The organism is Mesorhizobium sp. C395A (genome assembly GCF_030323205.1).
Lineage (GTDB): Bacteria > Pseudomonadota > Alphaproteobacteria > Rhizobiales > Rhizobiaceae > Mesorhizobium.
Genome location: NZ_CP100473.1, coordinates 1,636,914 through 1,661,312, shown reverse-complemented (window position 1 = coordinate 1,661,312; position 24,399 = coordinate 1,636,914). Strand labels below are relative to the sequence as shown.

Below are 24,399 nucleotides of genomic sequence, written 5' to 3'. Positions count from 1 at the left end.
GAGCGAAGGTCTCAGCTTTGCGGGATTCGAGCCGACGAGAGGCCGTCTGTAATCCTGCCGGGCCTGCAACAACGCGACAATCCTGGTTGGGCGACTTCAAATAGGAGAACTGCTTCATATATGCGGTTTTCGCGGTACGCGGACCGCGCCACACCACCAGCTTGAGTGCGGCGAAGTCTTAAGGAATCCCCACCGGCCGTCGCAGCGCGAGATCGAACCCGTCGCCTGAGCTCAGCACGTGAACCCTAAGATCATGGATGGAAAGGGCGGCATCAGGCTCACCTTCCGCGATGTTGGAATGGGTCACGCCGGCTGCATCGACCAGATAGACAGCGCCGCTGCCGATGACCTTGAACATCTCGCCCTTCACCACGATCGCGGTGTCTTCATCGATGCCGATGCCGAGGACGCGCGGGTTCTGCGACACCGCCCCGATGAGCCGCCCAATGCGGCCCCGTTCCGCAAAGTGCTGGTCGATGATGACATTCGGCAGCAGGCCCAGTCCCGGCGCCATCCGAATGTGGCCGATCCGAAAGGACGCTGCGTTCGGCCCCTTCACCATCATTGTGTCGCTCATGACCGACGCGCCCGCGGAGGTGCCGGCAATGACGCCTCCGGCTTCATAGATTTCGTGCACCCGCTCGTCGATGGGCGTGTCGCCTATCTGGCTGGTGATGCGGAGCTGGTCGCCGCCGGAGAAGAACACCGCGCTCACGTCTGCAAGCGCACTTATTTTCTTTTCATGAGCTGCCTCGAGGCGGTCGTTGACGTAGAGCTCGATGACATCCTTGATGCCCAGCTCACCGAAGGACCTCTGATACTTCTCGAGATAGCCATCCGGCTCATGAGACGCGATGGTGGCAAGCACCAGGCGGCCGTTCGGAACCAGGCTCGCCACCTCCTTCAAGATGACACGATCGCCATCATGGTCCTCGTGGCCGCCGATGATGACGAGCGTTCCGGCTTTACCGTTCGAGGATCGTTTTTTCTTCTTGTCGGTCATTTGCCCACGTCTTTCTTGCGCAGGAAAACGTGCGGGTGGTTGTCCTCGCTGGTCATGAAAGCGACTGCGAACTCCCTGCTGTTATGCGCCCATCCAGACACGCCGGTCGCGGTAAGCACTATGGCTCCGGCTTCGCCGCCGATCGCCTCGACTTCCTTGAGCGCGGGATTCAGCACCTGCTCCAGGCCGCCTTCAGCCTGCCCCGAGGACAATGCCTGCCGCGCCGAGAGTGCCTGCATGACACGGGCCGCGAGAGCCTTTCGCGCAATATGCTCACCATCTCCCGAGAAGGCGACGGCTCCCAACCAGTTGTCGGCATAGTAGCCGCAACCGGGTTGCGGAGAATCCCCCACACGACCCGGAGCACTGCCGTCCAGTCCGCCGGTCGAAGTGCCGACGGCGATGTCCCCGTACTGATCCAGGGCAACCACACCGATCGTATCCTTCGCCTCCGACTTGCTGGAGGCGTCGCGCTGCTGCGGCGTGATCAAATCCGCCGGATCGCAAAGCTCCAGCTGCTTCTCGGCGGCGAAACGCCGGGCCCCCTCCGACGCCAGCAGGATCGGCTCCTCATGCAGCATGGCCTTCGCGACACTGATTGGATGGCGCACGCCCTTGATCACTGCGACGGCACCCACATTGAAGTCCCTGCCCTCCATCAGGCCAGCGCACATCTCGACCTCGCCGTCCGAATTGAGGGCACTTCCATATCCCGCATTGAACGTCGGGTCCGCCTCGAGGATGCGACCGGCCGCTTCCACCGCATCGACCGCCGTTCCGCCGCCGGCCAGGACGGCCCGACCTGCCTCGAGCGCCTCGATGCATCCGTTGCGATGCGCCTCCTCCTCTTGCGGATCGATCTTCTTGGCGCCGCCGTGCAGGATCAGCGACCACATCAGCCAGCCCTCAGATGGCGAATATGGGTCTGATCGGGCCCTCCCCTCGAAGGCGTCGCGCCTCCGAAGCCGGTTACCTGCCGCCACACGGCTTCAACGTCGTCGACGGTCAGCACGACAAGGTCGTTTTCCCGTGCAAGCCTGAGACACACGTCGACGGCCTCCTTCTCGGGACAGACGGCGTGAATGCGGCCTGGGGCGCAGCCGGCGTTCAAGGCACCTTCCCGCAGCAAGCCGGCGATCGCTCCGGGGGCTCGGCCGCGCAGCTCCTGCTCATCCTCCTTGAAGACGATGACGTCGAATATCCGCGAAGCGATCGCGCCCATCTCGCGTATATCACAATCGCGGCGGTCACCGGGTATGGCGACCAAGCCGATCGTGCGCTGATAGCCGCGCCTCATGTGGGAAACGAGCTTTCCGAGCGCCTTCAGCCCTTCCGGATTGTGCGCATAGTCGACGATCGTGCGGAAACCATGCCCGTCGAAGACGTTGAGGCGACCGGGAGATTGCTCGAACGAGGTGCCAAACTCGGCCAGCGCCGCCCGGATCGTTGCCGCCGGAACGTCGTGGCAATGCGCCATGGCGACGGCTGCCAGGCTGTTGGCAACGTTGAATTCGGCAGAACCCTCGAAGGTCGCGGGAATTTCGTCGACGCTCATCAGGAACATCGATTCCCCATCCTCGTGGATGAAAATGTCCCAGCCGTCGCTGCTGGGCTCCCGCGTCACGGCGCGGCCGCCTTCCGCCAGGTGGCTGCGCAAGAAATCGGGCCACTCGCTCCTGCTCGCCAGCGAGAAGTAGCAGATCCTGCCGCCGGCATCTCGCGACATTGCGGACGTATGGACGTCGTCGGCATTGAGAATGCTCCATCCCCCGCGGCGGACGGACTCGACCACGACCGATTTCACCTCCGCCAGGTCCTCGATCGTGTCGATGCCCCTCAGCCCGAGATGATCGCCGTGGACGTTCAGAACGGCGCCAACATCGCATGCATCGAAGGCAAGCCCTTCGCGCAGGATGCCGCCGCGCGCACATTCCAGCACCGCGACATCGACACCCGGCTCGCGCAGCACGATCCTGGCGCTCTGCGGACCGGAGCAGTCCCCTGTCATGATCCGCTCGCCGTTCAAGTAGACGCCGGTGGTGGAGGTGAGCCCGACGGTTGCCCCATTCGCCTGCAGGATGTGCGCCAGCATCCGGGCAGTGGTCGACTTGCCGTTGGTTCCCGTGATCGCGAAGATCGGAATCCGGCCGTCCTTGCCGCCTTTGAAGAGAAGATCGAGCACGGGCCGTGCGACGTTGCGGGCGCGCCCCGACGAGGGTTCGAGATGCATGCGAAAGCCAGGACCGGCATTCACCTCTATGATGCCGCCGCCGGTTTCGCTCACCGGCCGTGAGATGTCGGGACAGACGAAGTCGATCCCGGCAATGTCGAGACCGACGATCTGTGCCGCCCGCCTGGCGATCAGCGCGTTTTCGGGATGGATTTCTTCCGTCCGGTCGATCGCGGTCCCACCGGTGGAGAGATTGGCGGTGGGCCGCAAGAGCACCATTTGGCCCGGCGCTGGAACGCTCGCCAGGGCGAGCTGCGATTTTGACAGGAAATGCTCGACGCATTCGTCGATTTCGATGCGGGTCAATACCGAGGAATGGCCCTCTCCCCTCCGCGGGTCGCGGTTCGTCTCCTCGACGAGCTCGGCGACAGAACTCCGGCCATCGCCGACCACATGGGCCGGAACCCTCTCGGCAAGCGCCACCACCTTTCCGCCGATTACCAGGATCCTGTGATCCGAGCCGACGAAATGCTGCTCGACGATAACGCTGCGGCTGTGTTCTCGCGCCTGTTCGAAACCCCAGCGGACGTCGTCTTCTGTTGCCAGACCGATGTTGACGCCGCTTCCATGATTGCCATCGAGTGGTTTGGTGACCACGGGGTAGCCCAGCCGTGCGGCTGCCGCGACCGCGTCCTGCGCCGATCGCACCAGCTCCCCGCGTGGCACCGGCAGGCCGGCCTGTTGCAGCAGGAATTTGGTCAGGTCCTTATCCGAGGCGATCTCGGTCGCAATCTCGGAAGTGAGGTCGCTGCAACTGGCGCGGATGCGCTTCTGATGCTTTCCGTGACCAAACAGCACGAGGCTGCTGTCGTCGATCCGCGCCGCCGGAATGCCTCGCCTCTCGGCCTCGCGCACCAAGGAAGCAGTCGTAGGCCCCAAGGCACGCTCGGCGGCCAGAAGCTTGAGCTGCTGCAGCCTGGCTGCGAACTCGAATGGCCCCTGCGTTTCCGCAATGTCGCCGAGCCCCTCGACACCATGCAGATTGGCCGGCAGCAGGCTGTCCACCAGTTCGAGCGCGACGCGCCCGGCGAGCAGCCCGACAAGCTCGTCCTTGTAGGCGAACATGACATTATAAGTGCCCGGACTGCCTTTGACCGACCGTGTCTTTCCTCGTGTCACCCGGTGACCGAGCATGCTCTGCAGTTCCAGGGCGACATGCTCGACGACGTGGCCGAGCCAGGTTCCTTCCTGCATGCGGCGGACGAAGCCGCCGGCGGCGCCATAGCTGCAGCCATGGCCCGCAAGGCCGGGCAACAGTCGGACGATTTGTTCGGAAAACCCGGGCAGTTTGTCTGTCGGGAACGCCTCAAGGGCTCCGAGGTCGATCCGAATCTGGACCATTGGCGTCATGCTATAGAGGTGCGGCCCGCGAAACACGCGGGCGTCCACGACGCGGATAGGGCGAAAACGCGAGGCGCCCCGATGAATTTCTTTGTCCGACATAGTCCGTTTCTCCTGACTAACTCCGCAACATCCGGAGGATCGGTTAGTTCCCGGCCTTTCAGCCCAAATATTTTTGCAGGAGAGAGAAACAAAAGTGGCCGATAACATATGTTGGCCCAAGAACACCCTCTGGTCATCTCGGCCACGTGCGGTCGCTGTTCTGAGGGGCTACTTATCTCTCGGGACGAGGCGGGCCAGGCGTTCGCTCGTTTTCACAAGCATTCGCCGGGCACATCGCGGCCGTTGAGCTAGTGCCCGGCTTTAGCTCATGGCGACCCATTGTGCGGGTCCAGCACTGAGGCATTAATCTTCAGCACGCCTTCGGCACCCGGGAACATTTCCAGACGCGTCAGGTTTGGAACCATCCTTGCACCGGAACTACAGCCATGCAGAGTCGAAAATCGGTGAAGGCCGCGCTCGTCAAGGAGATCGACGCGGTCCGCCTTCGTATCTCGCTGCTTGAAAGCGAGCTATGCAGAGATGGCAGACCCAGGCAAATTGGATGGCGTTCAGGATACGAACTGAACGCCCACAAAGCCCGCCTTGCTCGACTGGAGACCGTGCTTGCCCACTATCCGTCGGCACCGACGGCCCGGGCATCGAAACAGCAACAGCTTGAGTTGCCCGCAAGTCAACCAAGTAATTTTGGGGAAACGCCATGGCTGACAGACCCTCAATCAGAACTCCGCTAGCTCGAGTGCGGGGCCTTGGATCGGCGAAACACGGAACCGAAACGTTCATGCTGGAGCGGCTGACATCTGCTGCCCTGTTGATCCTTGTCATTTACATCGTCGCGGTCGTTATAATGCTGGTCGGTGAGCCTCGAGACGCCGTCCTCAGCGTCGTAGGATCGATCTATGTCGCGCCAGCCCTTATTGGCTTCATTCTCGTAAGCTGCGTTCACATGCGGCTTGGAATGCAATCGATCATCGAAGATTACTGCCATGCCACCGTGCTCAAATCGCTTCTTCTGATCGCCAATTGGTTATTCTGCTGGGCAGTCGCGCTCGCAAGCTTGTTCGCTGTGCTGTTAATCAGCTTCAGATAGCGATCCGGTTCTCAGCTGCAGCCAACGTCTGCCACCGGCAGGCTGAAGTTCGCCTCAGCGGCGAACCGGGCTGGCTTGCGCACAGGAGTTCGACAACCCGGCCTCATCTGATTTGCGGCAGCCTGTCCCATTGATGGAAAGGGGGTGGAGAGGTCAGCTCCCACTCCAATGTGGTAGCTCCTGGCCCCCATGGGTTCATGCCGGCGGCTCTTTGCCGGTAGAAAGCTTCCAAGATGCCGAAGAGGAAAATCACGACACTCGCGGCCGACAGGTACGATCCATACGAGGACGCCATGTTCCAGCCGGCGAATGCGTCGGGATAGTCGACATAGCGACGCGGCATGCCCGCCAATCCAAGGAAGTGATGGGGGAAGAAGACGAGGTTCACGCCGACGAAGGTCGTCCAGAAATGGACCCCAGCCAGAAGCGGATTGTAGAGATATCCCGTCATTTTCGGAAACCAGTAATACCAGCCCGCGAAGATGCCGAAGATCGCTCCCAGTGAAAGTATGTAGTGGAAATGCGCGACGACGAAGTATGTGTCGTGCAGTTCACGGTCGAGGCCGGCATTTGCGAGTTGAACGCCCGTCACCCCGCCTACGGTGAACAGGAATATGAAGCCGAGGGCCCAGAGCATCGGCGTCCGCAGGCCGACCGAGCCGCCCCACATGGTTGCAATCCAGGAGAACACTTTTATCCCGGTCGGCACTGCGATCACCATCGTGGCGAAGGTGAAGTAGCGCTGCGTGTCGAGGCCTATCCCGCTGGTGTACATATGGTGGGCCCAGACGACGAAGCCGATCACCCCGATCGCCACGATTGCGTAGACCATCCCGAGATACCCGAAGATCGGCTTTCGCGAGAAGGTCGAGATCACCTGGCTGACGATGCCGAACGCCGGCAGGATCATGATGTAGACTTCCGGGTGGCCGAAGAACCAGAAGAGATGCTGGTACAGCAGCGGGTCGCCTCCGCCGTCCGGCGCGAAGAACGTGGTTCCGAAATTGCGATCGGTCAGGAGCATGGTGATGGCGCCGGCCAGCACCGGCAGAGCCAGCAGCAGCAGGAAGGCGGTGATGAGGATCGACCACACAAACAGGGGCATCTTGTGCAGGGTCATCCCCGGCGCGCGCATGTTGAAGATGGTGGTGATGAAGTTGATGGCTCCCAGGATCGAGGAGGCGCCCGCAATGTGCAGAGACAGGATGACCAGATCCACGGCGGGACCGGGATGGCCGGAGGTCGACAGCGGCGGGTACAGGAACCAGCCGGTCCCAGGGCCATAGCCGCCGGGGACGCTGGGCATGAAGATCGACAATAAAAGCAACATCAATGCCGGCGGCAGCAGCCAGAACGAGATGTTGTTCATGCGCGGGAAGGCCATGTCGGGGGCGCCGATCATGATCGGAACCATCCAGTTGGCGAAGCCGCCGATCAGGGCGGGCATCACAGTGTAGAAGATCATGATCAGCGCGTGGGCCGTGGTGAAGACGTTGTAAAGCTGCTTGCCGGCGTCGATCGCCGCGTCGCCCTGGTAACCGTAGATCATCGACGCCAGTCCGGGGAAAAACTGGATCCCGGGTTGCTGCAGCTCGATTCGCATGCTCACCGACAAGAGCATGCCGATCACCCCCGCGATGAAAGCGAAGACCAGATAGAGTGTGCCGATGTCCTTGTGGTTGGTCGAAAACAGCCATCGGGTGATGCCGCTCGGCTGATGGCCGTCGAGACCGCCCGGATCTGCCGCCGTATATTCGTTCATGACCTTCTCCGCTTGAGCCGTCCGTCGCCAGCATCGAACCGTGCTGGAACTTGATTGTTCCCTCCACCGAACCGACAGCCAGGAACATTCCACGGAAGCCGCTGTTAGGTTCCGCGCGGCCGACCCTGCGCGGCTGAGGATCGACGTCCATGCTGGCGATAATTGCTGCGACACTGGTTCTGACGACGGTGGTTGGTGGGCTGATATCCGCCTTCTGGCTCGAGGCGCGTCATGGTCTCCATGACCCCATGCCGCCGGACATGTCGGTGCGCAGGCAACTGAACGCCCCGGCCTGGAGCCGGTGGTCCTGACATGGACGCGATCACCGCGACACTCGACCCGAGAACGCGAGCCGGCTGGCTGCTGCTCGGCTTCGCGCTCGGCGGTTTCTTCGACGGCATCGTCCTGCATCAGATCCTGCAATGGCATCATCTTCTCTCGGGCGTCGCCGATCCGGTGGGTTCCGACCTGCGCTTCCAGATCATGGCCGACGGTCTCTTCCATCTTTTCATGTATGTGCTCGCCGTCGCCGGCACGGTGCTGCTGGTGGCCGCGAGGGCGGCCGGCGCGCGGCCCGGGACCACCACGGAGATCCTGCGGCTCGCCTTCGCCGGGTTCGGCGTCTGGCATGTCGTCGATGCCGTCGTGTTTCACTGGCTGCTGGGTCTGCACCGGATCAAGATGAACAGCGACTTGCCGCTCGCCTGGGATATTGCGTGGCTGGTCATCTTCGGCATCGTGCCGCTTGTGTTGGTGCTGGTGCTGCCCAACCGCGGCGGACCGGCACGCGGTGCTTCGGCAGCGCTTACCAGCATCGTCCTGCTCGCGGGATTGGCAGCCGGCGCCGGCCCGTTCTTCAACGGTGCCGCCAATTCCATCATCGTCTTTCGGGCCGGGATGGAACCGGCGGCGATGATGCGGGCCGTTGAAGTCGCCGACGCCCATCTCAAATGGGTCGACGCCAGCGGCACCATCTGGGCGGTCGACCGCGTCTCATGGCGCGGGTTGGTATCCCTTCACGCGCGCGGCGCCCTTGTGGTCAGCACAACGCCTGTCATTGCCGGATGCCTCGCCTGGACCGATGCCGCCGGAATGAGCAGTAGCTCCAGCCAGCAGCGAGGCACTCCTGCCAGGCTATGACTTCCGGACAGGGATAGGGGAGTATCAAGCATGCAGTTCGCCACCGAGAGCAGCCACGGCCGGAGCCTGACACCGCGCATCGTCGTGGTCGGCGGAGGCTTTGCCGGTCTGGAGGTTGCCAAGGCGCTCGGCAAGGCGGAAATCGGGGTGACGATCATCGACCGCCACAATCACCACTTGTTCCAGCCCTTGCTCTATCAGGTTGCAACCGCCGCCTTGTCGGCGCCTGACATCGCCGAGCCAATCCGCAAGATCCTGGGCCGCTATCCCTCGGTTCAGGTTCTCTTCGGCGATGTCACCGAGATCGTCACCGAAGCCAGGATACTGGTGCTGGCCGATGGGACCACGGTCCCCTACGACATCCTGGTCTTGGCCACCGGTTCGCAGCCATTCTATTTCGGCCAGGAGAGCTGGGCTCGGGTTTGTCCCGGCTTGAAGACCATCGAGGACGCACGCACGATCCGGTCACGGCTGCTGCTATCGTTCGAGCACGCGGAACGGACCACCGATCCAGTCGAGCAATCCCGGCTGATGACGATCGCCATTATCGGCGGCGGCCCGACCGGTGTCGAACTGGCGGGCTCGATCGCCGAACTCAGCCGGCACACACTGGCGCGCGACTTCCGCAACATCCGGCCCGAGAAGACAAGGATCATACTGGTAGAAGCCGGCGAGCGTCTGCTCGCCGGATTCGCCCCGGAGCTTTCCAGATATGCACGTCTGCGCCTTGAAAGCCTTGGCGTCGAGGTCGCGCTCGGCAACCGGGTCGAGGCGATCGAAGCGCATCAGATCACCGTCGGCGGCCAGGTGATCCCGGTGGCCTTGACGCTCTGGGCCGCCGGGGTGGCGGCTTCTCCGCTGGTCGCCCAGCTTGGTGTCGGGCTCGACCGCGGCGGTCGGGTGAAGGTCGAATCCGACCTGCAGGTCGTCGGCCATCCCGATGTCTTCGCGCTTGGCGACGTCGCACTGGTCCTCGATGGGAACGGCCAGCCATTGCCGGGTCTTGCCCAGGTCGCCAAGCAGCAGGGCGAGCACCTCGGCAAGGCACTGGCACGCCGGATAGATGCTGGCGATACGCTGCCCGCTTTTGTCTTCAGCAATCGAGGCAACACGGCCATTGTCGGCCGCCACGCTGCCGTGTTCGAATCGGGTAGGCTGAAACTGAAAGGCTGGTTCGCCTGGTCTGCCTGGGCGCTCATCCATGTCTACCTGCTCGTCGGTTTTCAGCACCGCGTTCAGGTCTCGATCCAGTGGCTCTGGCGCTACCTGACCTATGAGCGTGGCGCCCGGCTCATCGCCGAGGAGCGAGTCGAACCGGGTTCAACATCGTCGCCGGGAGCGGCCCCGAGAGAGCCGCTGCCACCCAAGGCAGACCCTGCCCCGACATTGCCCGCCCGCACTGACTAGATTGCCGGGTGCTCAGTTCGGAGATAGTGGCGATGCGGGGGTCAGCTCTGGATTCCGCCACGGCCCGGCGTCCCACGGCAGCCCGAACCTCGATAATCGAGGCGGGTGGTTCCCAGCTTGTATCCCGTGCCGGCCTGATGGATCCGGATGGCACCAACGACGTTGCGTCCCTATATGCACAAATGAACACAGGCTCCTCGAGAAGGGAGCTGTTGAACCCCTCTTCAGAGACAGCTTGTCATGACGTCACCTGCGACTGCTGAACAACCCCCGGTCATTCAGATGGGGCTTCCCGCCCTGAGCAACAGCTATGGGCAACTGCCGGAGCGCTTCTTCGCGCAAACAGATCCGAAGCCGGTGTCCGAACCGCGGCTGATCCGGTTCAACCGGCCCCTCGCCGAGGAACTCGGGCTCGATGCCGACCTGCTTACCAGCCCGGATGGAGTGGCGATGCTGGCCGGCAACAAATTTCCGGAAGGCTTGCAGGCAATCGCTCTGGCCTATGCGGGCCACCAGTTCGGAAACTTCGTGCCTCAACTCGGCGACGGGCGCGCTCTGCTTCTTGGCGAAGTGGTGGACGTCAACGGCATTCGCCGTGACATCCAGCTGAAGGGATCGGGACCAACGCGGTTCTCGCGCAACGGTGACGGCCGCGCCGCACTCGGCCCTGTCCTGCGCGAATATGTCGTCAGCGAAGCGATGGCGGCGCTCGGCATTCCGACGACGCGAAGCCTTGCGGCGGTGCTCACCGGCGACCCGGTCTATCGCGAGGTCCGGCTGCCCGGCGCCGTCCTGACACGGGTGGCGGCAAGCCATATCAGGATCGGCACGTTCCAATATTTCGCCGCGCGCCACGACACCGAGGCGCTCAAGATACTGGCCGACTATGCCATTCAGCGTCACTTCCCACAGCTGGCGGGGGAAGCACGGCCGTACCGGGCTTTGCTGGAGGCCGTTGTCGCCGCACAGGCGGACCTGGTGGCGCGCTGGATGCTGGTCGGCTTCATCCATGGCGTCATGAACACCGACAACATGTCGATCTCGGGCGAGACGATCGACTATGGCCCATGCGCCTTCATGGACGCTTACGACCCCAGCGCGGTGTTCAGTTCGATAGACCGCGCCGGTCGCTATGCCTATGCCAACCAGCCTCGTGTCGCCACATGGAACCTTGCGCGCTTTGCCGAGACCCTGCTGCCGCTCATGAGCACGGACGAGAATGAAGCAGTGTCTGAAGCGGAAGAGGTGCTGAGGTCGTTCCAGGCCTCCTATGAGGCTGTGTTGCAGCGCGGCTTCCGCAGAAAACTCGGACTGCTGACCGAAGCGGAAGGCGACTTGCAGCTCGCTGCCGACTTTCTGGATGTGCTGGCTCGCGGCGAAGCGGATTTTACGCTCGGCTTCCGGCGCCTGGGCGATGACCTCGACGCTGCGGACGGCCAAGGCACGGCGCGGCAGTTGTTTAAGGATCCAGGTGCATTCGATGCCTGGTCGGCGCGGTGGCGCCAGCGCATCGCAAGCGAGGGCGACACGGCCACGCGCCGTTCTGCCATGCAATCGGTCAATCCCAAATTCATCCCCCGCAATCATCGCATCGAGGCGATGATCCAGGCGGCGTTGGGCGGCGACTTCAGACCGTTCGAGGAGATTCTGGCGGTCGTCAGCCGTCCCTTCGATGAGCAGCCGGGAATGGAACGCTTTGCTGAGCCGCCACGCCCGGATGAGCGCGTCCTGCAGACATTCTGCGGTACATGAGACATTCGTGATGGTCGCTTAACATGTGCAAATGCGGAAGACCCATTTGCAAGCTATCGTCACGGGCACTCTCGTAGGGGCTGAGCTATGACGATCATAGAATTGGCATTCGAATTGCTGGCACGGAAGCTCGTAGACCGTACCGGAATATCAGACGAAGATGCTCGAGACCTTGTCGCAGCCATGGGAGCTGACTGGTCATCGCTCGTGCGAGCAGCGAGGGCGATCAAAGAGGCTTAGGTCTTTTGACGTCGTTTTAGCTGCCATCAGCTGCAGGCAGATCGGACCAGAGGCTGCTGCCGCGATCCAGGCGACACCGCGCTCTTCACCGATCATGTCAGCAACGTGGTCAAGCACTGTATTTCGGTCGCTCCAGATCGACCGGATACACACGCTGTCCCCTGAAAGCCACGGCGGCCCGCTACGCAAGTCGCCGCAAGCTCGCAATAAACAGCGATAGCAGCCCAGGCTTAGGATTTATATTGCAGGCCCGCACCACTGGCAGGGCGACGCGGGCGGGCCGCTGCCGTTCCTTGAAATCCGCGTTGGGAGTCAGATTCCGTCGGCACCGAAAAGCACAGGTGCTGACGAAGCAGACGGAACTTCCCCCCACGATCACGGTTTTGAGTCACGATACCAACCCAAGGAGATGCAGATGTCGAGCAAAATGCCGCCCGTGCCGCCTGAGAACCAGAGCCAGAAGGGTCGAGGAGAAGGGCGACAGGTTAGCCACGATGATGCCCAGCACGGCACTCACGGAGCGCCGGATCCGGAGCGCCAAGGGCAGCAAGCCAACACCAAGGTCAACACCACTCATCAGGGCCGTCAGCAGGATCGGTGATCATGTCCACATCGAAGAAACACCCGAACACGATCCGGCAGGGCGGGCCAGGCGCATCGCACGAGAACGCCAGAAAACCCCTGCAGGTCAACAAACCCCCGGCGGATGAAGACCGTCGATCCAAAAGCCGAGTTTCAGGGGGTGGCGGTGAAAAGGACAGTCATCATTCGCACAATCCAGCCAAGAAGGGTAGCAACAGTTGAACCCACGGCTTTGTGAATGATTGTGCTAAAGCGCGCCGCGTGTGCATGTCATTGTCTCACAACCGAGCCATTTTTTGAGTGACATGCATTAGCCGGACCAGGGTGAGGATCGGCGAGTCGAGACGCCCGGAAAAACCGGAGGCCGTGGGCCCGCACCACTGGCGGAGCGATGCGGGCCCGGCCAAGGGTTACGGCCCTCGACCAGCAGCGAGGGGCTCGCTGCCGCATCCAGAACAAGCCCCGTAATTTCAGGTTCCGCTTATATACAAAAAAGCCGGCCACCTTTCGGCAGCCGGCCAGTTCCAACAGAACAAGGGAACGTGCACTGATGGGGCAGTGCAACGCCCGAAGTGTTTCGAGGCGACGATGTTCCACCGGAAATCCACGGATTCGCCGTTCGATCTAGATTGGCCGGATTGAAAGATCTTTGACGATCTCTCCCAAGTTCTCGCGGAGCATTGGCTCTCTATGCGGCCAGCAAGCTCATCCTTGAAGAATGCCCGCCGCGGCTGCCGCGCGCATCAACCCGGCGTGCAATTGGTCGAGCGCGCGGCAGACCGGGGACGCGTCAAGTCGAGCGTCGGTCGACGTAGGTGCAGACGCCGGCCCCAATGGCGACCGCGCCGACCGTGATCACGATCGATGGCGCGCCCATCAAACTGGCAAGGACCGCCCAGATGAGGGCGATGACGATAGCGCCGAGTGTTCCCAGGATCAGTTTCGGCATTGTCTACCCCTCCACGTTCGGGCCGCCTGTGGATGGTCGTCACCCACCGGTCATGCGAAACGCCGCATGAAAGCACAGTGTGGCCCATGAGGTGAAGGGCCGCGCCGGAATACTCCGGTGCGGAAAAGATGATGCCCGCGCCGCCAAAGCCCGGGTGTTCAATAGCCAAATGGCTGGACCGGCGCCTAGCGCCTCAGCGCGTGGACTTCCGCCATGCTTTCGCCGCCCATCGGCAGGGCCATCTCATCATCGAGCAGCCGGGTGATGCGGGCAAAGCCCGTAAACGCCTTCCTGGCTGCTTCGGCCGACATTCTGCCCGACAGGGCCGCGGAGCAGCAATTCACGGCGCATTGATACACAGGCCCACGCCGTCCCAATGGCCATTTCTGCAAAAAGACCATCGCTTCGGCAACGCTATCGACTTCCTCGACGGGGTGTCCCTGCCCGCGCGCAATGCGCACGGGCGTAAAGAAATGCAAGCGGTCCATTTTGTTCTCTCCCTGGTCGGCCGCAGCGCGGACCAACCCTACTAAATTCGCGGATGGCGCGTTTGTTCCGCTTATTGAAAAAAAATCTGCGCTGGTGGGCTTGGGTTGCCGACGCCCGCTTTTGTCCGGAACGTTAGGCCGGCTGATGCATTTCGCTCTCGTGATGCCTTGAGGGACACGTTCAAACCATGCGGATAGCCCATGTCGCCCCTTTGCACGAATCGGTGCCACCCCTTCTCTATGGCGGCACCGAGCGCATCGTTTCCTATCTGACCGAAGGGCTGGTCGAACTCGGCCATGAGGTGACGCTGTTCGCCAGCGGCGACAGCCGGACGTCGGCCAGACTGATACCAGGTCGCGAACGCGCGCTACGCCTCGATCCGCGTCCACTGAAATCGGACACGGCGGCGCATCTTGCGATGCTTGCCGATGTGAGGAACCGAGCCCACGACTTTGATATCATTCATTTTCACCTCAGTCATTTCCTGCATTTCTCGTTCTTCGAGACCATGCCGGACAAGACGGTGACGACGCCGCATGGCCGGCTCGATTATGTCGACCTGGCGCCAGCCTATGAGCGTTTTCCGCGCTTTCCGCTGATCTCGATCTCACATAGCCAGAAGACCGGGCTTGCGAATGCCAATTGGCTGGCCACCATCCATCACGGGCTGCCGACGGGTCTCTATCAGCCGACCTTCGAGACGGCGGCGGGCGAACCATACCTTGCCTTTCTCGGCCGGCTTTCTCGCGACAAGCGGCCGGACCGGGCCATCGACATCGCCTTGCGCTCGGGCATGAAGCTCAAGCTGGCGGCCAAGATCGGCGACGATGATCGCGCCTATTTCGATGAGACGATCGAGCCATTGATCGATGGCGACCGCATCGACTATATCGGCGAGATCGCCGAGGGTGAGAAGACTGAATTCCTCGGCAATGCCGCTGGTCTGCTGTTTCCGATAGACTGGCCCGAGCCGTTCGGCCTTGCCGCGATCGAGGCGATGGCGTGCGGTACGCCAACCATCGGCTGGGACTGCGGTGCGTTGCCGGAAGTCATCGACCATGGCGTCACCGGATTTGTCGTCGATTCTCTCGATGCCGCGGTCGCCGCAGTGCCAGCCTTGCTGCAGCTCGACCGGCGAAAGGTGCGCGCCGTCTTCGAAAGTCGGTTCTCCGCCAACAGGATGGCGCGCGACTATCTCACTGCCTATGCGCGTCTCATCGGCGCCCCCGCTGAATCGAAAGCGTCGTGAACGACGGCGGACGTTCCGAGCCCGAAACAGAGATTTGTGACTGATGACCGAACTTGACGAGCGCAAGCTCGACCCTGCCGTGGCCCTTGCCTCCCTGGACGAAACCGCGCCGCGCGAGCCGCACCGGCTGTTTGCCCTAAAGCAAGGCGACTGTTTTGCCGTGGCCGACGCCTACGGCGATATCAGGGGTGCGGGCGACGGTTTCTTCCGTGACGACACCCGGGTGCTGTCGGAGTTCAGGCTCACCGTCGGCGGCCGGCAGACATCGCTGCTCGGCGCGTCGCTCAGCCAGGACAATGTGCTGTTCACCAGCAATATGACCAATTTGCCGATGCAAAGCGTCGGTGGCCGCGACATCCCGCAGGGCGCCATCCATATCGAGCGCGTCAGGCTGTTGTGGCAGGACCGGCTGTTCGAGCGCATCACCCTTTCCAACTACAGCCAGGAGCATTCGGCAATCCGCGTCTCGCTGCATTTTGCCGCCGATTTCCGCGACATGTTCGAGGTGCGCGGTTCGACCCGGCCGAAGCGCGGAATGGCGCATGCAGCGGAGATCGCGCCTGCCTCGGTGCTGCTGCGCTATGACGGACTGGACGGGCTGGCGCGGGTGTCGGCGATCTCGTTCTCGCAGCCGCCAGACCAGTTGAGCGCCGAGCGCGCGGATTTCCTCATCGCAGTGACCAAGCGCAGCAGCAAGATGCTTTACGTCGAGGTCGGCGCGGAACTGACCGAAACGCCCGACCGCGACCGCTTCCGGGCGGCCGCGGCGCGCGCCCGTTTCGGCATGCGGGCCAAGCGCCGCCATGGCGCGACGGTGCACAGTTCGGGTCGCGTCTTCAACGATTGGGTCGAACGCGCCCGCGCGGATGTCGCCTTGCTGACCACCGAGTTGTCGACCGGCCCCTACCCCTATGCCGGCATCCCCTGGTTTTCGACGGCCTTCGGCCGTGACGGCGTCATCTCGGCGCTGCAGATGCTATGGCTCAACCCCGGCCTGGCGCGCGGCGTGCTTGCCTTCCTCGCCCAGCACCAGGCGACCGAGACATCGCCTTTCAGCGACTCGCAGCCCGGCAAGATCATGCACGAGACGCGCAAGGGCGAGATGGTGGCGCTGCAGGAACTGCCTTTCGGCCGCTACTATGGCGGCGTCGATACCACGCCGCTCTACATCCACCTCGCCTGCGCCTATGCCGAACGCACCGGCGACATGGACTTCATCGCCAGCCTGTGGCCGTCTCTCTGCGCCGCCGCCAAGTGGACGGAAGAGGCGAGCCGCGCAACCGGCTTCGTCACCTATCAGCGCGCTGCCGAATCCGGCCTTGCGAACCAGGGCTGGAAGGACAGCTTCGACTCCGTCTTCCACGCCGACGGGCGCATTCCCAAGGGGCCGATCGCGCTGGTCGAAGTGCAGGGTTATGTCTTCGCCGCCTTCAGGGGCCTTGCCGCTCTCGCCCGCCGCCGGGGCGAGTTCGCGCAGGCCGAGCACTGGGAAAATCGCGCCGAAGAGATGCGGATCGCCGTCGAGCGTGATTTCTGGCTGGACGATCTCGGCTTCTATGCGCTGGCGATCGACGGCGCCGGAGAGCCGTGCAAGGTGCGCACCTCGAATGCCGGACACCTGCTCTATGTCGGCCTGCCCGAACCGGCGCGGGCTAAGATGGTCGCCGACCAGTTGCTTTCGGCCTCCTTCCACTCCGGCTGGGGGGTGCGAACGCTTTCCGACGATGCTGTGCTGTTCAACCCGATGTCGTACCACAATGGTTCCATCTGGCCGCATGACACGGCGATGTGCGGCGCCGGCCTGGCGCGGTTCGGCGAGCGTGACAGCGTGGTGCGGCTGATGAGCGGTACGTTCGAATCGGCAGTGCATTTCAACATGCGACTGCCGGAACTGTTCTGCGGTTTCACCCGCTCGCCGGGCGAAGCGCCGATCGCCTACCCCGTCGCCTGCCTGCCGCAAGCGTGGTCGGCAGGCTCGGCCTTCATGCTGATGCAGGCGTGCCTCGGTCTGGAAATCGACGGCTGGAACGGCGAAATCCATGTGACCCGACCCCGTTTGCCGATCGGCATCGATACGCTGACGCTCAGGCATCTGGGTGTCGGCGAAAAGAGGGTCGATCTTACCTTCCAGCGCGTCGGCGACCGCGTCGTCGCCTTTCTCGCCGACCGCCATGAGGGACTGGTTCCGCTGATCGTGCGGACATGATCGGAACGGCTTTCAACGGGAACCGATCCCAAGGTTTGTGCGTTGCAAAAAACACAGGTTCTCACGGGCGATCGTCGGCTGCGAACACTCGAATGGAACCATGAAGAAAAAGGCCCTGACGGCCAAAATTGAGTTGGAATTGGAATGACTGATTATGGCATGGCCCTGCTCTGGGTCTTGATCCTTGCAAGCCTTGGCCTTTCGATTCTAGCCGTTCTGTTATCGATCTCCAGGCAACGTCGTAGCCATAGCTTGACGGTTGCACCGACTGCCGGCGAGGACGTCGCATCGGAAGCGACGCGCAAGGTTTTGCGGGAGTTCGAGAAGAATGGACAATCTCCCGACGCGGCGCTGGTGAACTGGTCGCCCGACACCTTGCGCAAGATACTTGCCGACGACCTGCCGGACGCGCAGGTCATCGTCGTCTCGAACCGAGAACCCTATATCCACAACATCAAGGACGACGGCGTCGAGCTTCTGGTGCCGGCCAGCGGCCTAGTGTCGGCGCTTGAGCCTATCACCCGCGCCTGCAGCGGCACCTGGATCGCCTATGGCGGCGGAACGGCGGATCGTCTGACGGTCGATAGCAACGATCGGGTTCAGGTGCCGCCGGACAGTCCGTCCTATACGCTGCGCCGCGTGTGGCTGAGCGACGACGAATATCAGGGCTACTATCTCGGCTTTGCCAATGAAGGACTTTGGCCGCTCTGCCATATCGCCTTCACCCGGCCGGTCTTCCGTGCCTCGGACTGGGAGGCCTATGAGGCCGTCAACCGCAAATTCGCCGATATGGTGGTTGCCGAGGCGCGCAATGAGCGGCCGATCGTGCTGGTTCAGGATTACCATTTCGCGCTCCTGCCGCGCATGATCCGCGAGCGCCTGCCGGAGGCGATCATCATCACCTTCTGGCACATCCCGTGGCCGAACTCCGAAGTGTTCAGCATCTGCCCATGGCGCGAACGCGTTCTTGATGGACTGCTCGGGAGCTCGATCATCGGCTTTCACACCCAGTTTCATGCCAATAATTTCACTGAAAGCGTAGACCGGTTCCTGGAAAGCCGCATCGAGCGCGCCGACGCCGCGATCTCGTATGGCGGGCGGACGACACTGGTGCACGCCTATCCCATCTCCATCGAATGGCCGGCCGAACTCCTGGCCAAACTGCCACCGGTCGAGGAAAGCCGCGCCCGCCTGCGTGAGCGGTTCGGCCTGTCGGCGGACGTCAAGCTGTGCGTCGGCGTCGAGCGCCTGGACTACACCAAGGGCATCCTCGACCGCTTCCATGCGCTGGACGAATTGTTTACGCGCCACCCCGAGTGGATCGGCAAGGTAGTGTTCCTGCAGATTGCTGCCCCAAGCCGCGGCACGCTGCCGGCGTACCAGCAATTGCACGATGAATGCCTGCGTTATGCCAACGAGCTCAACCAGCGCTACGGTCATGACGGCTACAAGCCCGTGGTCATGGTGGCTGAGCACCATTCGCAGCAACAGGTCTATGAGATCTATCGCGCCGCCGACATCTGCATGGTCACCAGCCTGCATGACGGCATGAACCTCGTAGCCAAGGAATTCGTCGCCGCGCGTGACGACGAACAGGGCGTGCTGTTGCTCAGCACGTTTGCCGGCGCGTCGCGCGAACTGCTGGAAGCACTGATCGTCAATCCTTACGACGCGGCGATGATGAGCCAGGTGCTGCTGCAGGCGCTAACCATGTCACCGGACGAACAACGCGAGCGCATGCGCCCGATGCGCGAAATAGTGCGCGACAACAATGTCTTTCGCTGGGCCGGCAGCATGCTGCTCGATGCGGCGCGCCTGCGCAAACGCGGCGACCTCGAAAGAGCGACAAGTGTCGCCGAGCGGCCCGCAAACACCGACACCAACATCGTCTCGCTGTTCGACCGCATGCGGAAGGTGGCGTCATGAATAGCCTGTCAAAAGCACCGGGCCTGCCAACCGCACCCGACCTGCCGGAAGGACAATGGGCGCTTTTCCTCGATATCGACGGCACGTTGCTGGAGCACGCGGCGCACCCCGACGCCGTGTCCGTAAGCGACGAACTGCGCAACCTCCTCGGCGTCGTCGACAAACGGCTGGACGGCGCTGTCGCCTTTATCACCGGCCGCTCGGTCGAAGGCGCCGACCGCCTGTTTCATCCGTTGAAGCTGCGTGTTGCCGGTCTCTATGGGCTGGAACACCGGCTGACGCCGGACGGCCCGGTCGTTACCGCGGATGCTCCCGCCGATATAGCTGCCCTTGCCGACGCCATCGAGGCCGAACTGGATGACGGCCTTGTTCATATCGAGCGCAAGGGTCCGATCCTCGCCATCCATACGCGTGCGGCGCCGCATCTGCTGGCCAGGGCAACGCATCTTGTCGAACAGGCTTTGACCGAGCTTCCCCAGGGCTATCGGGTTATCCCGGGCAATGCCGGCGTCGAACTCATGCCGCTCGAAGCGGCCAAGGGCGCTGCCGTGCGGCGTTTCATGGCAATCCCGCCCTTTGCCGGACGCCGGCCGGTCTTTCTCGGCGACGACACCGCCGACGAAAACGGTTTCGAGGCGATCAACGAGGCCGGCGGCATCTCGATCCGGGTCAAGCCGCGTGGGCCGACCGTGGCCCACTACAGGCTCGATGATGTCACCTGCGCGATAGCTTGGATTGCCGCCAATTTCGACGCATCACCGGCCCTCAACCGCAAAGCGTCCTGATCCCTGCCGTCTGCGGGTCGAATCAAGATCGCCGCGATTGCGCCGACCTTCGCCAAAAGCCGATCGATAAGCGCTGTTCTCATTGAATATCTTTAAGGCCAAAGCCGGCAAATGGATTGCTTGCCGGTTCCCCTGCGTCAGGCATAACCTGCGCAGTCGACGCGTGAGGGCGCGTGCGGCATCAAGGGGAGGACATCGCAGTGACCATACAAGGCGCATCACCTGATCTATACAATGAGGATCTGGCTCCGGCCAAAGTCCGAAACTGGGGGCCGTTCTCGATCTTCAACGTCTGGACGTCGGACGTCCACAGCCTCTGGGGCTATTATCTCGCCGCAAGCCTGTTCCTGTTTTGCGGCGGCTTCGTCAATTTCATCATCGCCATCGGCATCGGTTCGCTGATCATCTACGCGCTGATGAACATGGTCGGCTATGCCGGCGTGAAGACCGGCGTGCCCTACCCCGTGCTGGCGCGCGCGTCCTTCGGCATCTGGGGCGCCAACATTCCGGCCCTGGTGCGCGCCATCGTCGCCTGCTTCTGGTACGGCGCGCAGACGGCAGCGGCATCGGGCGCGATCGTGGCGTTGCTGATCCGCTCGCAATGGTTCGCCGATTTCAACGCCAACACGCATTTCCTCGGCCATACGGGTCTGGAAGTGATCTGTTTTGTGGTCATCTGGGCACTGCAATTGCTGATCATCCAGAACGGCATGGAAACGGTGCGCCGCTTCCAGGATTGGGCCGGACCGGCGGTGTGGGTGATGATGTTGATCCTGGCGATCTATCTCTGTGTAAAATCCGGGAGATTTGCCTTTACCAGCGACATCCCGATGGATGTGCTGCTCGACAAGACAAAGGATGCCGGCGTACCCGGAACCCCTGGCTCCTGGACGTCGCTGTTTGCGGTGGCCGCGATCTGGGTCACCTATTTCTCGGCGCTCTATCTCAATTTCTGCGATTTCGCCCGCTATGCCCCAGACAAGGCATCGCTGCGCAAGGGCAACATCTGGGGCCTGCCGATCAATCTCATCCTGTTCTCGCTGGTCGCCGGCGTGACCACCATCGCTGCCTTCGACGTCTATGGCGAAGTGCTTCTGCATCCCGACCAGATCTCGGCGAAATTCGACAGCTGGTTCCTGGCAGCGCTTGCAGCCCTGACTTTTGCCGTGGCAACGCTCGGCATCAATGTGGTGGCAAACTTCGTCTCGCCGGCCTTCGACTTCTCCAATGTCTTTCCCCGGCAGATCGACTTCAAGAAGGGCGGCTATATCGCGGCCGTGATCGCGCTGGTGCTTTATCCCTTCGCGCCGTGGGAAGGCAGTGCCGCGTCTTTCGTCAACGTCATCGGCGCGACGATGGGGCCGATCTTCGGGGTGATGATGGTCGACTACTATCTGATCCGGAAGGGCGAGGTCGACGTCGAGGCACTGTACCGCGAAGATGGCGAGTTCCGCTTCCAGGGCGGCTGGCACGTCAACGCCTTCATAGCCGCCGGCATCGGCGCCATCTTCTCCTCGGTCCTGCCGAACTTCACGAACCTGCTGCCGGCATGGTGGGGCGTTTATGGCTGGTTTTTCGGCGTCGGCATTGCAGGGGTCATCTACTACGTCCTTCGCACCGCCGCCCTTGGCGCAGGGGCCAGGACGGCGAAGGCGTGAAATGAGAGATAGGGAGTAGGGAGTAGTCAGTAGTCAGTAGTCAGTAGTCAGTAGTCAGTAGTCAGTAGTCAGTAGTCAGTAGTCAGTAGGGAATAGTATAACCCCTACTCCCTACTCCCTACTCCCTACTCCCTACTCCCTACTCCCTACTCCCTACTCCCTACTCCCTACTCCCTACTCCCTACTCCCTATTCCCTACTCCCTACTCCCTACCATCTCAGCCAACCTCCGCACCGTGTTCCAGTTGCGTGCGGTGCCGATGCCCATGCGCTTGTGGTTCATGGCAGCGAGCAGCCGCGAGCTTGGCCGCTCGCGCGAAAAGACGACCCAGATGTCGCCGTCGACCGAAGCCACCTTCTCGTCCTCGGCGGCATAGGCCTGGAGCGCGGCCACACCATCCGCTGGCGCTGGCTTGCGCATCACCCGCACAGCCACCTGATCGCCTGCCTCGGCAGAGTCGGCCGGGAATGGGTTGCCGGCGGCAAGTTTCAGCCAATCCTCGGCAGTGCGCACGATGATGACGACGTTGCGGCCGAAGGTTTTTTCGAAGGCCGTTTCCAGCCGCTGTTCCAGCTTGGCGATGCCGGTCGCCCGTGTCTCGAAGACCAGATTGCCGGTCGCCACCAGGGTGCGCGGGTTCTTCAGCCCAAGCTGTTCAGCCATCGCCTTGAGGTCGGCCATGACGACCCGGCGGCCTTCGCCGAGGATAATGCTGTAGAGCAGCGCAACATAGGTCTGCATCAGCTGCGAAACCTCACCGTGGCCCTAGACCAGTCGCGACTGGTCCACCGCGGCCGAGATGAAGCTGGCGAACAGGGGATGCGGCTCAAGCGGCCGGCTCTTCAGCTCCGGATGGTACTGGACGCCGATGAACCAGGGATGGTCGGGGTATTCGACCGTTTCCGGCAGCACGCCGTCGGGCGACATGCCGGCAAACACCAGGCCGCAATCTTCCAGCCGCTCCTTGTAGTCGATATTGACCTCGTAGCGGTGGCGATGGCGCTCGGAAATCTGGGTGTCGCCATAGATGTCGGCGATCTTCGAACCCTTGGCGAGTTCAGCCTGATAGGCGCCAAGCCGCATGGTGCCGCCGAGATCGCCCGTTTCGCGGCGCTTCTCCAGCATGTTGCCTTTCAGCCATTCGGTCATCAGGCCGACGACCGGCTCGTCGGTCGGACCGAATTCGGTCGACGAGGCGTGTTCGACGCCGGCCAGCGAGCGCGCTGCCTCGATGCAGGCCATCTGCATACCGAAGCAGATGCCGAAATACGGCACCTTGCGCTCGCGGGCGAATTTCGCCGCCAGGATCTTGCCTTCCGAGCCGCGCTCGCCGAAGCCGCCGGGCACCAGGATGCCATGCACCTTTTCCAGCCACGGCGTCGGGTCTTCCTTCTCGAAAATCTCGCTCTCGATCCAGTCGAGCTTGACCTTGACGCGGTTGGCCATGCCGCCATGCGACAAAGCCTCGATCAGCGATTTGTAGGCATCCTTGAGGCCGGTGTATTTGCCGACAATGGCGATCGTTACCTCGCCTTCCGGATTGTGGATGCGGTTGGACACGGCCTGCCAGGGCTCCATGCGCGGCTTCGGCGCCGGATCGATACCGAAGGCGGCCAGCACTTCCGAATCGAGCCCTTCCTTGTGGTAAGCCATCGGCACGTCATAGATGTGGGGCACGTCGAGCGCCTGGATGACGGCACTTTCGCGCACATTGCAGAACAGCGACAGTTTTCTGCGCTCTTCCTTGGGGATGGCGCGGTCGGCGCGGACCAGCAGGATATCGGGCGCGATGCCGATGCCGCGCAGTTCCTTGACCGAATGCTGGGTCGGCTTGGTCTTCAGCTCGCCGGCCGTGGGGATGTAAGGCATCAAGGTCAGGTGGACATAGACGGCGTTGTTGCGCGGCAGATCGTTGCCGAGCTGGCGGATCGCCTCGAGAAACGGCATCGCCTCGATATCGCCAACCGTGCCGCCGATTTCGCACAGCACGAAATCATAGTCGTCATTGCCGTCGAGCACGAAATTCTTGATCTCATCGGTGACATGCGGAATGACCTGCACGGTGGCGCCGAGATAGTCGCCGCGCCGTTCGCGCTCGATGATGTTCTTGTAGATGCGGCCGGTGGTGATGTTGTCTTGCTGGTTGGCCGAGCGGCCGGTGAAGCGCTCGTAATGGCCAAGATCGAGATCGGTCTCGGCGCCGTCATCGGTGACGAAAACCTCGCCATGCTGGTAAGGCGACATAGTTCCGGGATCGACATTGAGATAGGGATCGAGCTTTTTGATGCGTGCGCGATAGCCTCGCGCCTGCAAGAGAGCCCCAAGGGCCGCTGCAGCGATGCCTTTTCCAAGTGAGGAAACCACGCCGCCTGTGATGAATACATATCGCGCCATGGGAGTCATCGCTTAACGCGGCCGAATTGATTCCGCCAGAGAAAAAACCGCCGCTGAGGCTTTTTCCAGAGAAGGCGCGATAGTCCCGAGGTTCGAGACTGGTGTTTTGGTCAAAACAAAAGGGCCGGCAAAAGCC

Annotated in this window: 20 protein-coding genes; 12 read left to right on the top strand and 8 right to left on the bottom strand. The window is 62.3% G+C overall.

The annotated features are described in order from the left end of the window. Positions 1–178 precede the first annotated feature (178 nt). The 3 genes from NLY37_RS08250 to cphA are packed head-to-tail and all read right to left on the bottom strand — an operon-like array spanning position 179 to position 4,676. A complete protein-coding gene (locus NLY37_RS08250) occupies positions 179–1,003 on the bottom strand; it encodes a cyanophycinase (protein ID WP_023688542.1) in 825 nt (274 codons plus the stop codon). Further along, the gene (locus tag NLY37_RS08245; RefSeq protein WP_023743368.1) at positions 1,000–1,899 is read right to left on the bottom strand and encodes an isoaspartyl peptidase/L-asparaginase family protein; all 900 of its coding nucleotides are present in this window, start codon (positions 1,897–1,899) and stop codon (positions 1,000–1,002) included. The genes NLY37_RS08250 and NLY37_RS08245 overlap by 4 nt, the downstream gene beginning before the upstream one ends. After that, entirely contained in the window at positions 1,899–4,676 is a 2,778-nt protein-coding gene (gene cphA, locus NLY37_RS08240; RefSeq protein ID WP_050588476.1) for a cyanophycin synthetase, read from the bottom strand. Before cphA ends, NLY37_RS08245 begins: the two co-directional genes overlap by 1 nt. Positions 4,677–5,334: 658 nt before the next feature. Between cphA and sdhD the strand changes: the two genes are divergently transcribed. After that, positions 5,335–5,724, top strand: coding sequence for a succinate dehydrogenase, hydrophobic membrane anchor protein (gene sdhD / locus NLY37_RS08235; protein WP_027050929.1), 390 nt, complete (start codon positions 5,335–5,337; stop codon positions 5,722–5,724). Positions 5,725–5,827: 103 nt separating this feature from the next. On the opposite strand, the gene ctaD is transcribed toward sdhD, so the two are convergent. Continuing rightward, positions 5,828–7,486 (bottom strand): cytochrome c oxidase subunit I, encoded by a 1,659-nt coding sequence (gene ctaD, locus NLY37_RS08230; RefSeq protein ID WP_023743366.1) that lies wholly within the window; start codon positions 7,484–7,486, stop codon positions 5,828–5,830. A gap of 149 nt (positions 7,487–7,635) precedes the next feature. Here ctaD and NLY37_RS08225 point away from each other — a divergent pair, with 149 nt between their 5' ends. From NLY37_RS08225 to NLY37_RS08200, 6 genes are all read left to right on the top strand, one after another. After that, complete coding sequence (locus tag NLY37_RS08225; RefSeq protein ID WP_023710465.1) at positions 7,636–7,797, top strand: hypothetical protein; 162 nt, start codon at positions 7,636–7,638, stop codon at positions 7,795–7,797. 1 nt (position 7,798) lies between these two features. Continuing rightward, entirely contained in the window at positions 7,799–8,626 is an 828-nt protein-coding gene (locus tag NLY37_RS08220; protein ID WP_023696175.1) for a DUF2243 domain-containing protein, read from the top strand. A gap of 30 nt (positions 8,627–8,656) precedes the next feature. Further along, complete coding sequence (locus NLY37_RS08215; RefSeq protein WP_023743365.1) at positions 8,657–10,033, top strand: NAD(P)/FAD-dependent oxidoreductase; 1,377 nt, start codon at positions 8,657–8,659, stop codon at positions 10,031–10,033. Positions 10,034–10,315: 282 nt separating this feature from the next. Then, positions 10,316–11,785 carry a protein adenylyltransferase SelO gene (locus NLY37_RS08210; protein WP_023743364.1) on the top strand — a complete coding sequence of 490 codons (1,470 nt, stop codon included), beginning with the start codon at positions 10,316–10,318 and terminating at the stop codon, positions 11,783–11,785. A 655-nt stretch (positions 11,786–12,440) separates the two neighbouring features. Beyond that, a complete protein-coding gene (locus NLY37_RS08205) occupies positions 12,441–12,626 on the top strand; it encodes a hypothetical protein (RefSeq protein ID WP_023688550.1) in 186 nt (61 codons plus the stop codon). Between the two features lie 2 nt (positions 12,627–12,628). Beyond that, a complete protein-coding gene (locus NLY37_RS08200) occupies positions 12,629–12,829 on the top strand; it encodes a hypothetical protein (protein WP_081725396.1) in 201 nt (66 codons plus the stop codon). A 568-nt stretch (positions 12,830–13,397) separates the two neighbouring features. Here the strand turns inward: NLY37_RS08200 and NLY37_RS08195 are convergent. Continuing rightward, complete coding sequence (locus NLY37_RS08195) at positions 13,398–13,556, bottom strand: hypothetical protein (protein WP_023743363.1); 159 nt, start codon at positions 13,554–13,556, stop codon at positions 13,398–13,400. A 185-nt stretch (positions 13,557–13,741) separates the two neighbouring features. Continuing rightward, complete coding sequence (locus tag NLY37_RS08190) at positions 13,742–14,044, bottom strand: DUF982 domain-containing protein (protein WP_023707495.1); 303 nt, start codon at positions 14,042–14,044, stop codon at positions 13,742–13,744. 188 nt (positions 14,045–14,232) lie between these two features. On the opposite strand from NLY37_RS08190, the gene NLY37_RS08185 reads away from it, so the two are divergent. From NLY37_RS08185 to NLY37_RS08165, 5 genes are all read left to right on the top strand, one after another. After that, a complete protein-coding gene (locus NLY37_RS08185) occupies positions 14,233–15,294 on the top strand; it encodes a glycosyltransferase family 4 protein (protein WP_023707494.1) in 1,062 nt (353 codons plus the stop codon). A gap of 43 nt (positions 15,295–15,337) precedes the next feature. Beyond that, on the top strand, positions 15,338–17,500 hold the full coding sequence (locus NLY37_RS08180; RefSeq protein ID WP_023672688.1) for an amylo-alpha-1,6-glucosidase: 2,163 nt from the start codon (positions 15,338–15,340) through the stop codon (positions 17,498–17,500). A gap of 144 nt (positions 17,501–17,644) precedes the next feature. Next, entirely contained in the window at positions 17,645–19,426 is a 1,782-nt protein-coding gene (locus NLY37_RS08175) for an alpha,alpha-trehalose-phosphate synthase (UDP-forming) (RefSeq protein ID WP_023752241.1), read from the top strand. Then, positions 19,423–20,211 carry a trehalose-phosphatase gene (otsB, locus tag NLY37_RS08170; RefSeq protein ID WP_023743361.1) on the top strand — a complete coding sequence of 263 codons (789 nt, stop codon included), beginning with the start codon at positions 19,423–19,425 and terminating at the stop codon, positions 20,209–20,211. The genes NLY37_RS08175 and otsB overlap by 4 nt, the downstream gene beginning before the upstream one ends. 200 nt (positions 20,212–20,411) lie before the next feature. Beyond that, entirely contained in the window at positions 20,412–21,869 is a 1,458-nt protein-coding gene (locus NLY37_RS08165; RefSeq protein ID WP_023688556.1) for an NCS1 family nucleobase:cation symporter-1, read from the top strand. A gap of 195 nt (positions 21,870–22,064) precedes the next feature. On the opposite strand, the gene NLY37_RS08160 is transcribed toward NLY37_RS08165, so the two are convergent. Together NLY37_RS08160 and pyrG are read right to left on the bottom strand one after the other, a co-directional pair. After that, positions 22,065–22,610 carry a DUF1697 domain-containing protein gene (locus NLY37_RS08160; RefSeq protein WP_023743360.1) on the bottom strand — a complete coding sequence of 182 codons (546 nt, stop codon included), beginning with the start codon at positions 22,608–22,610 and terminating at the stop codon, positions 22,065–22,067. Between the two features lie 24 nt (positions 22,611–22,634). Beyond that, complete coding sequence (pyrG, locus tag NLY37_RS08155; protein ID WP_081725397.1) at positions 22,635–24,272, bottom strand: CTP synthase; 1,638 nt, start codon at positions 24,270–24,272, stop codon at positions 22,635–22,637. Between the last annotated feature and the right edge of the window lie 127 nt (positions 24,273–24,399).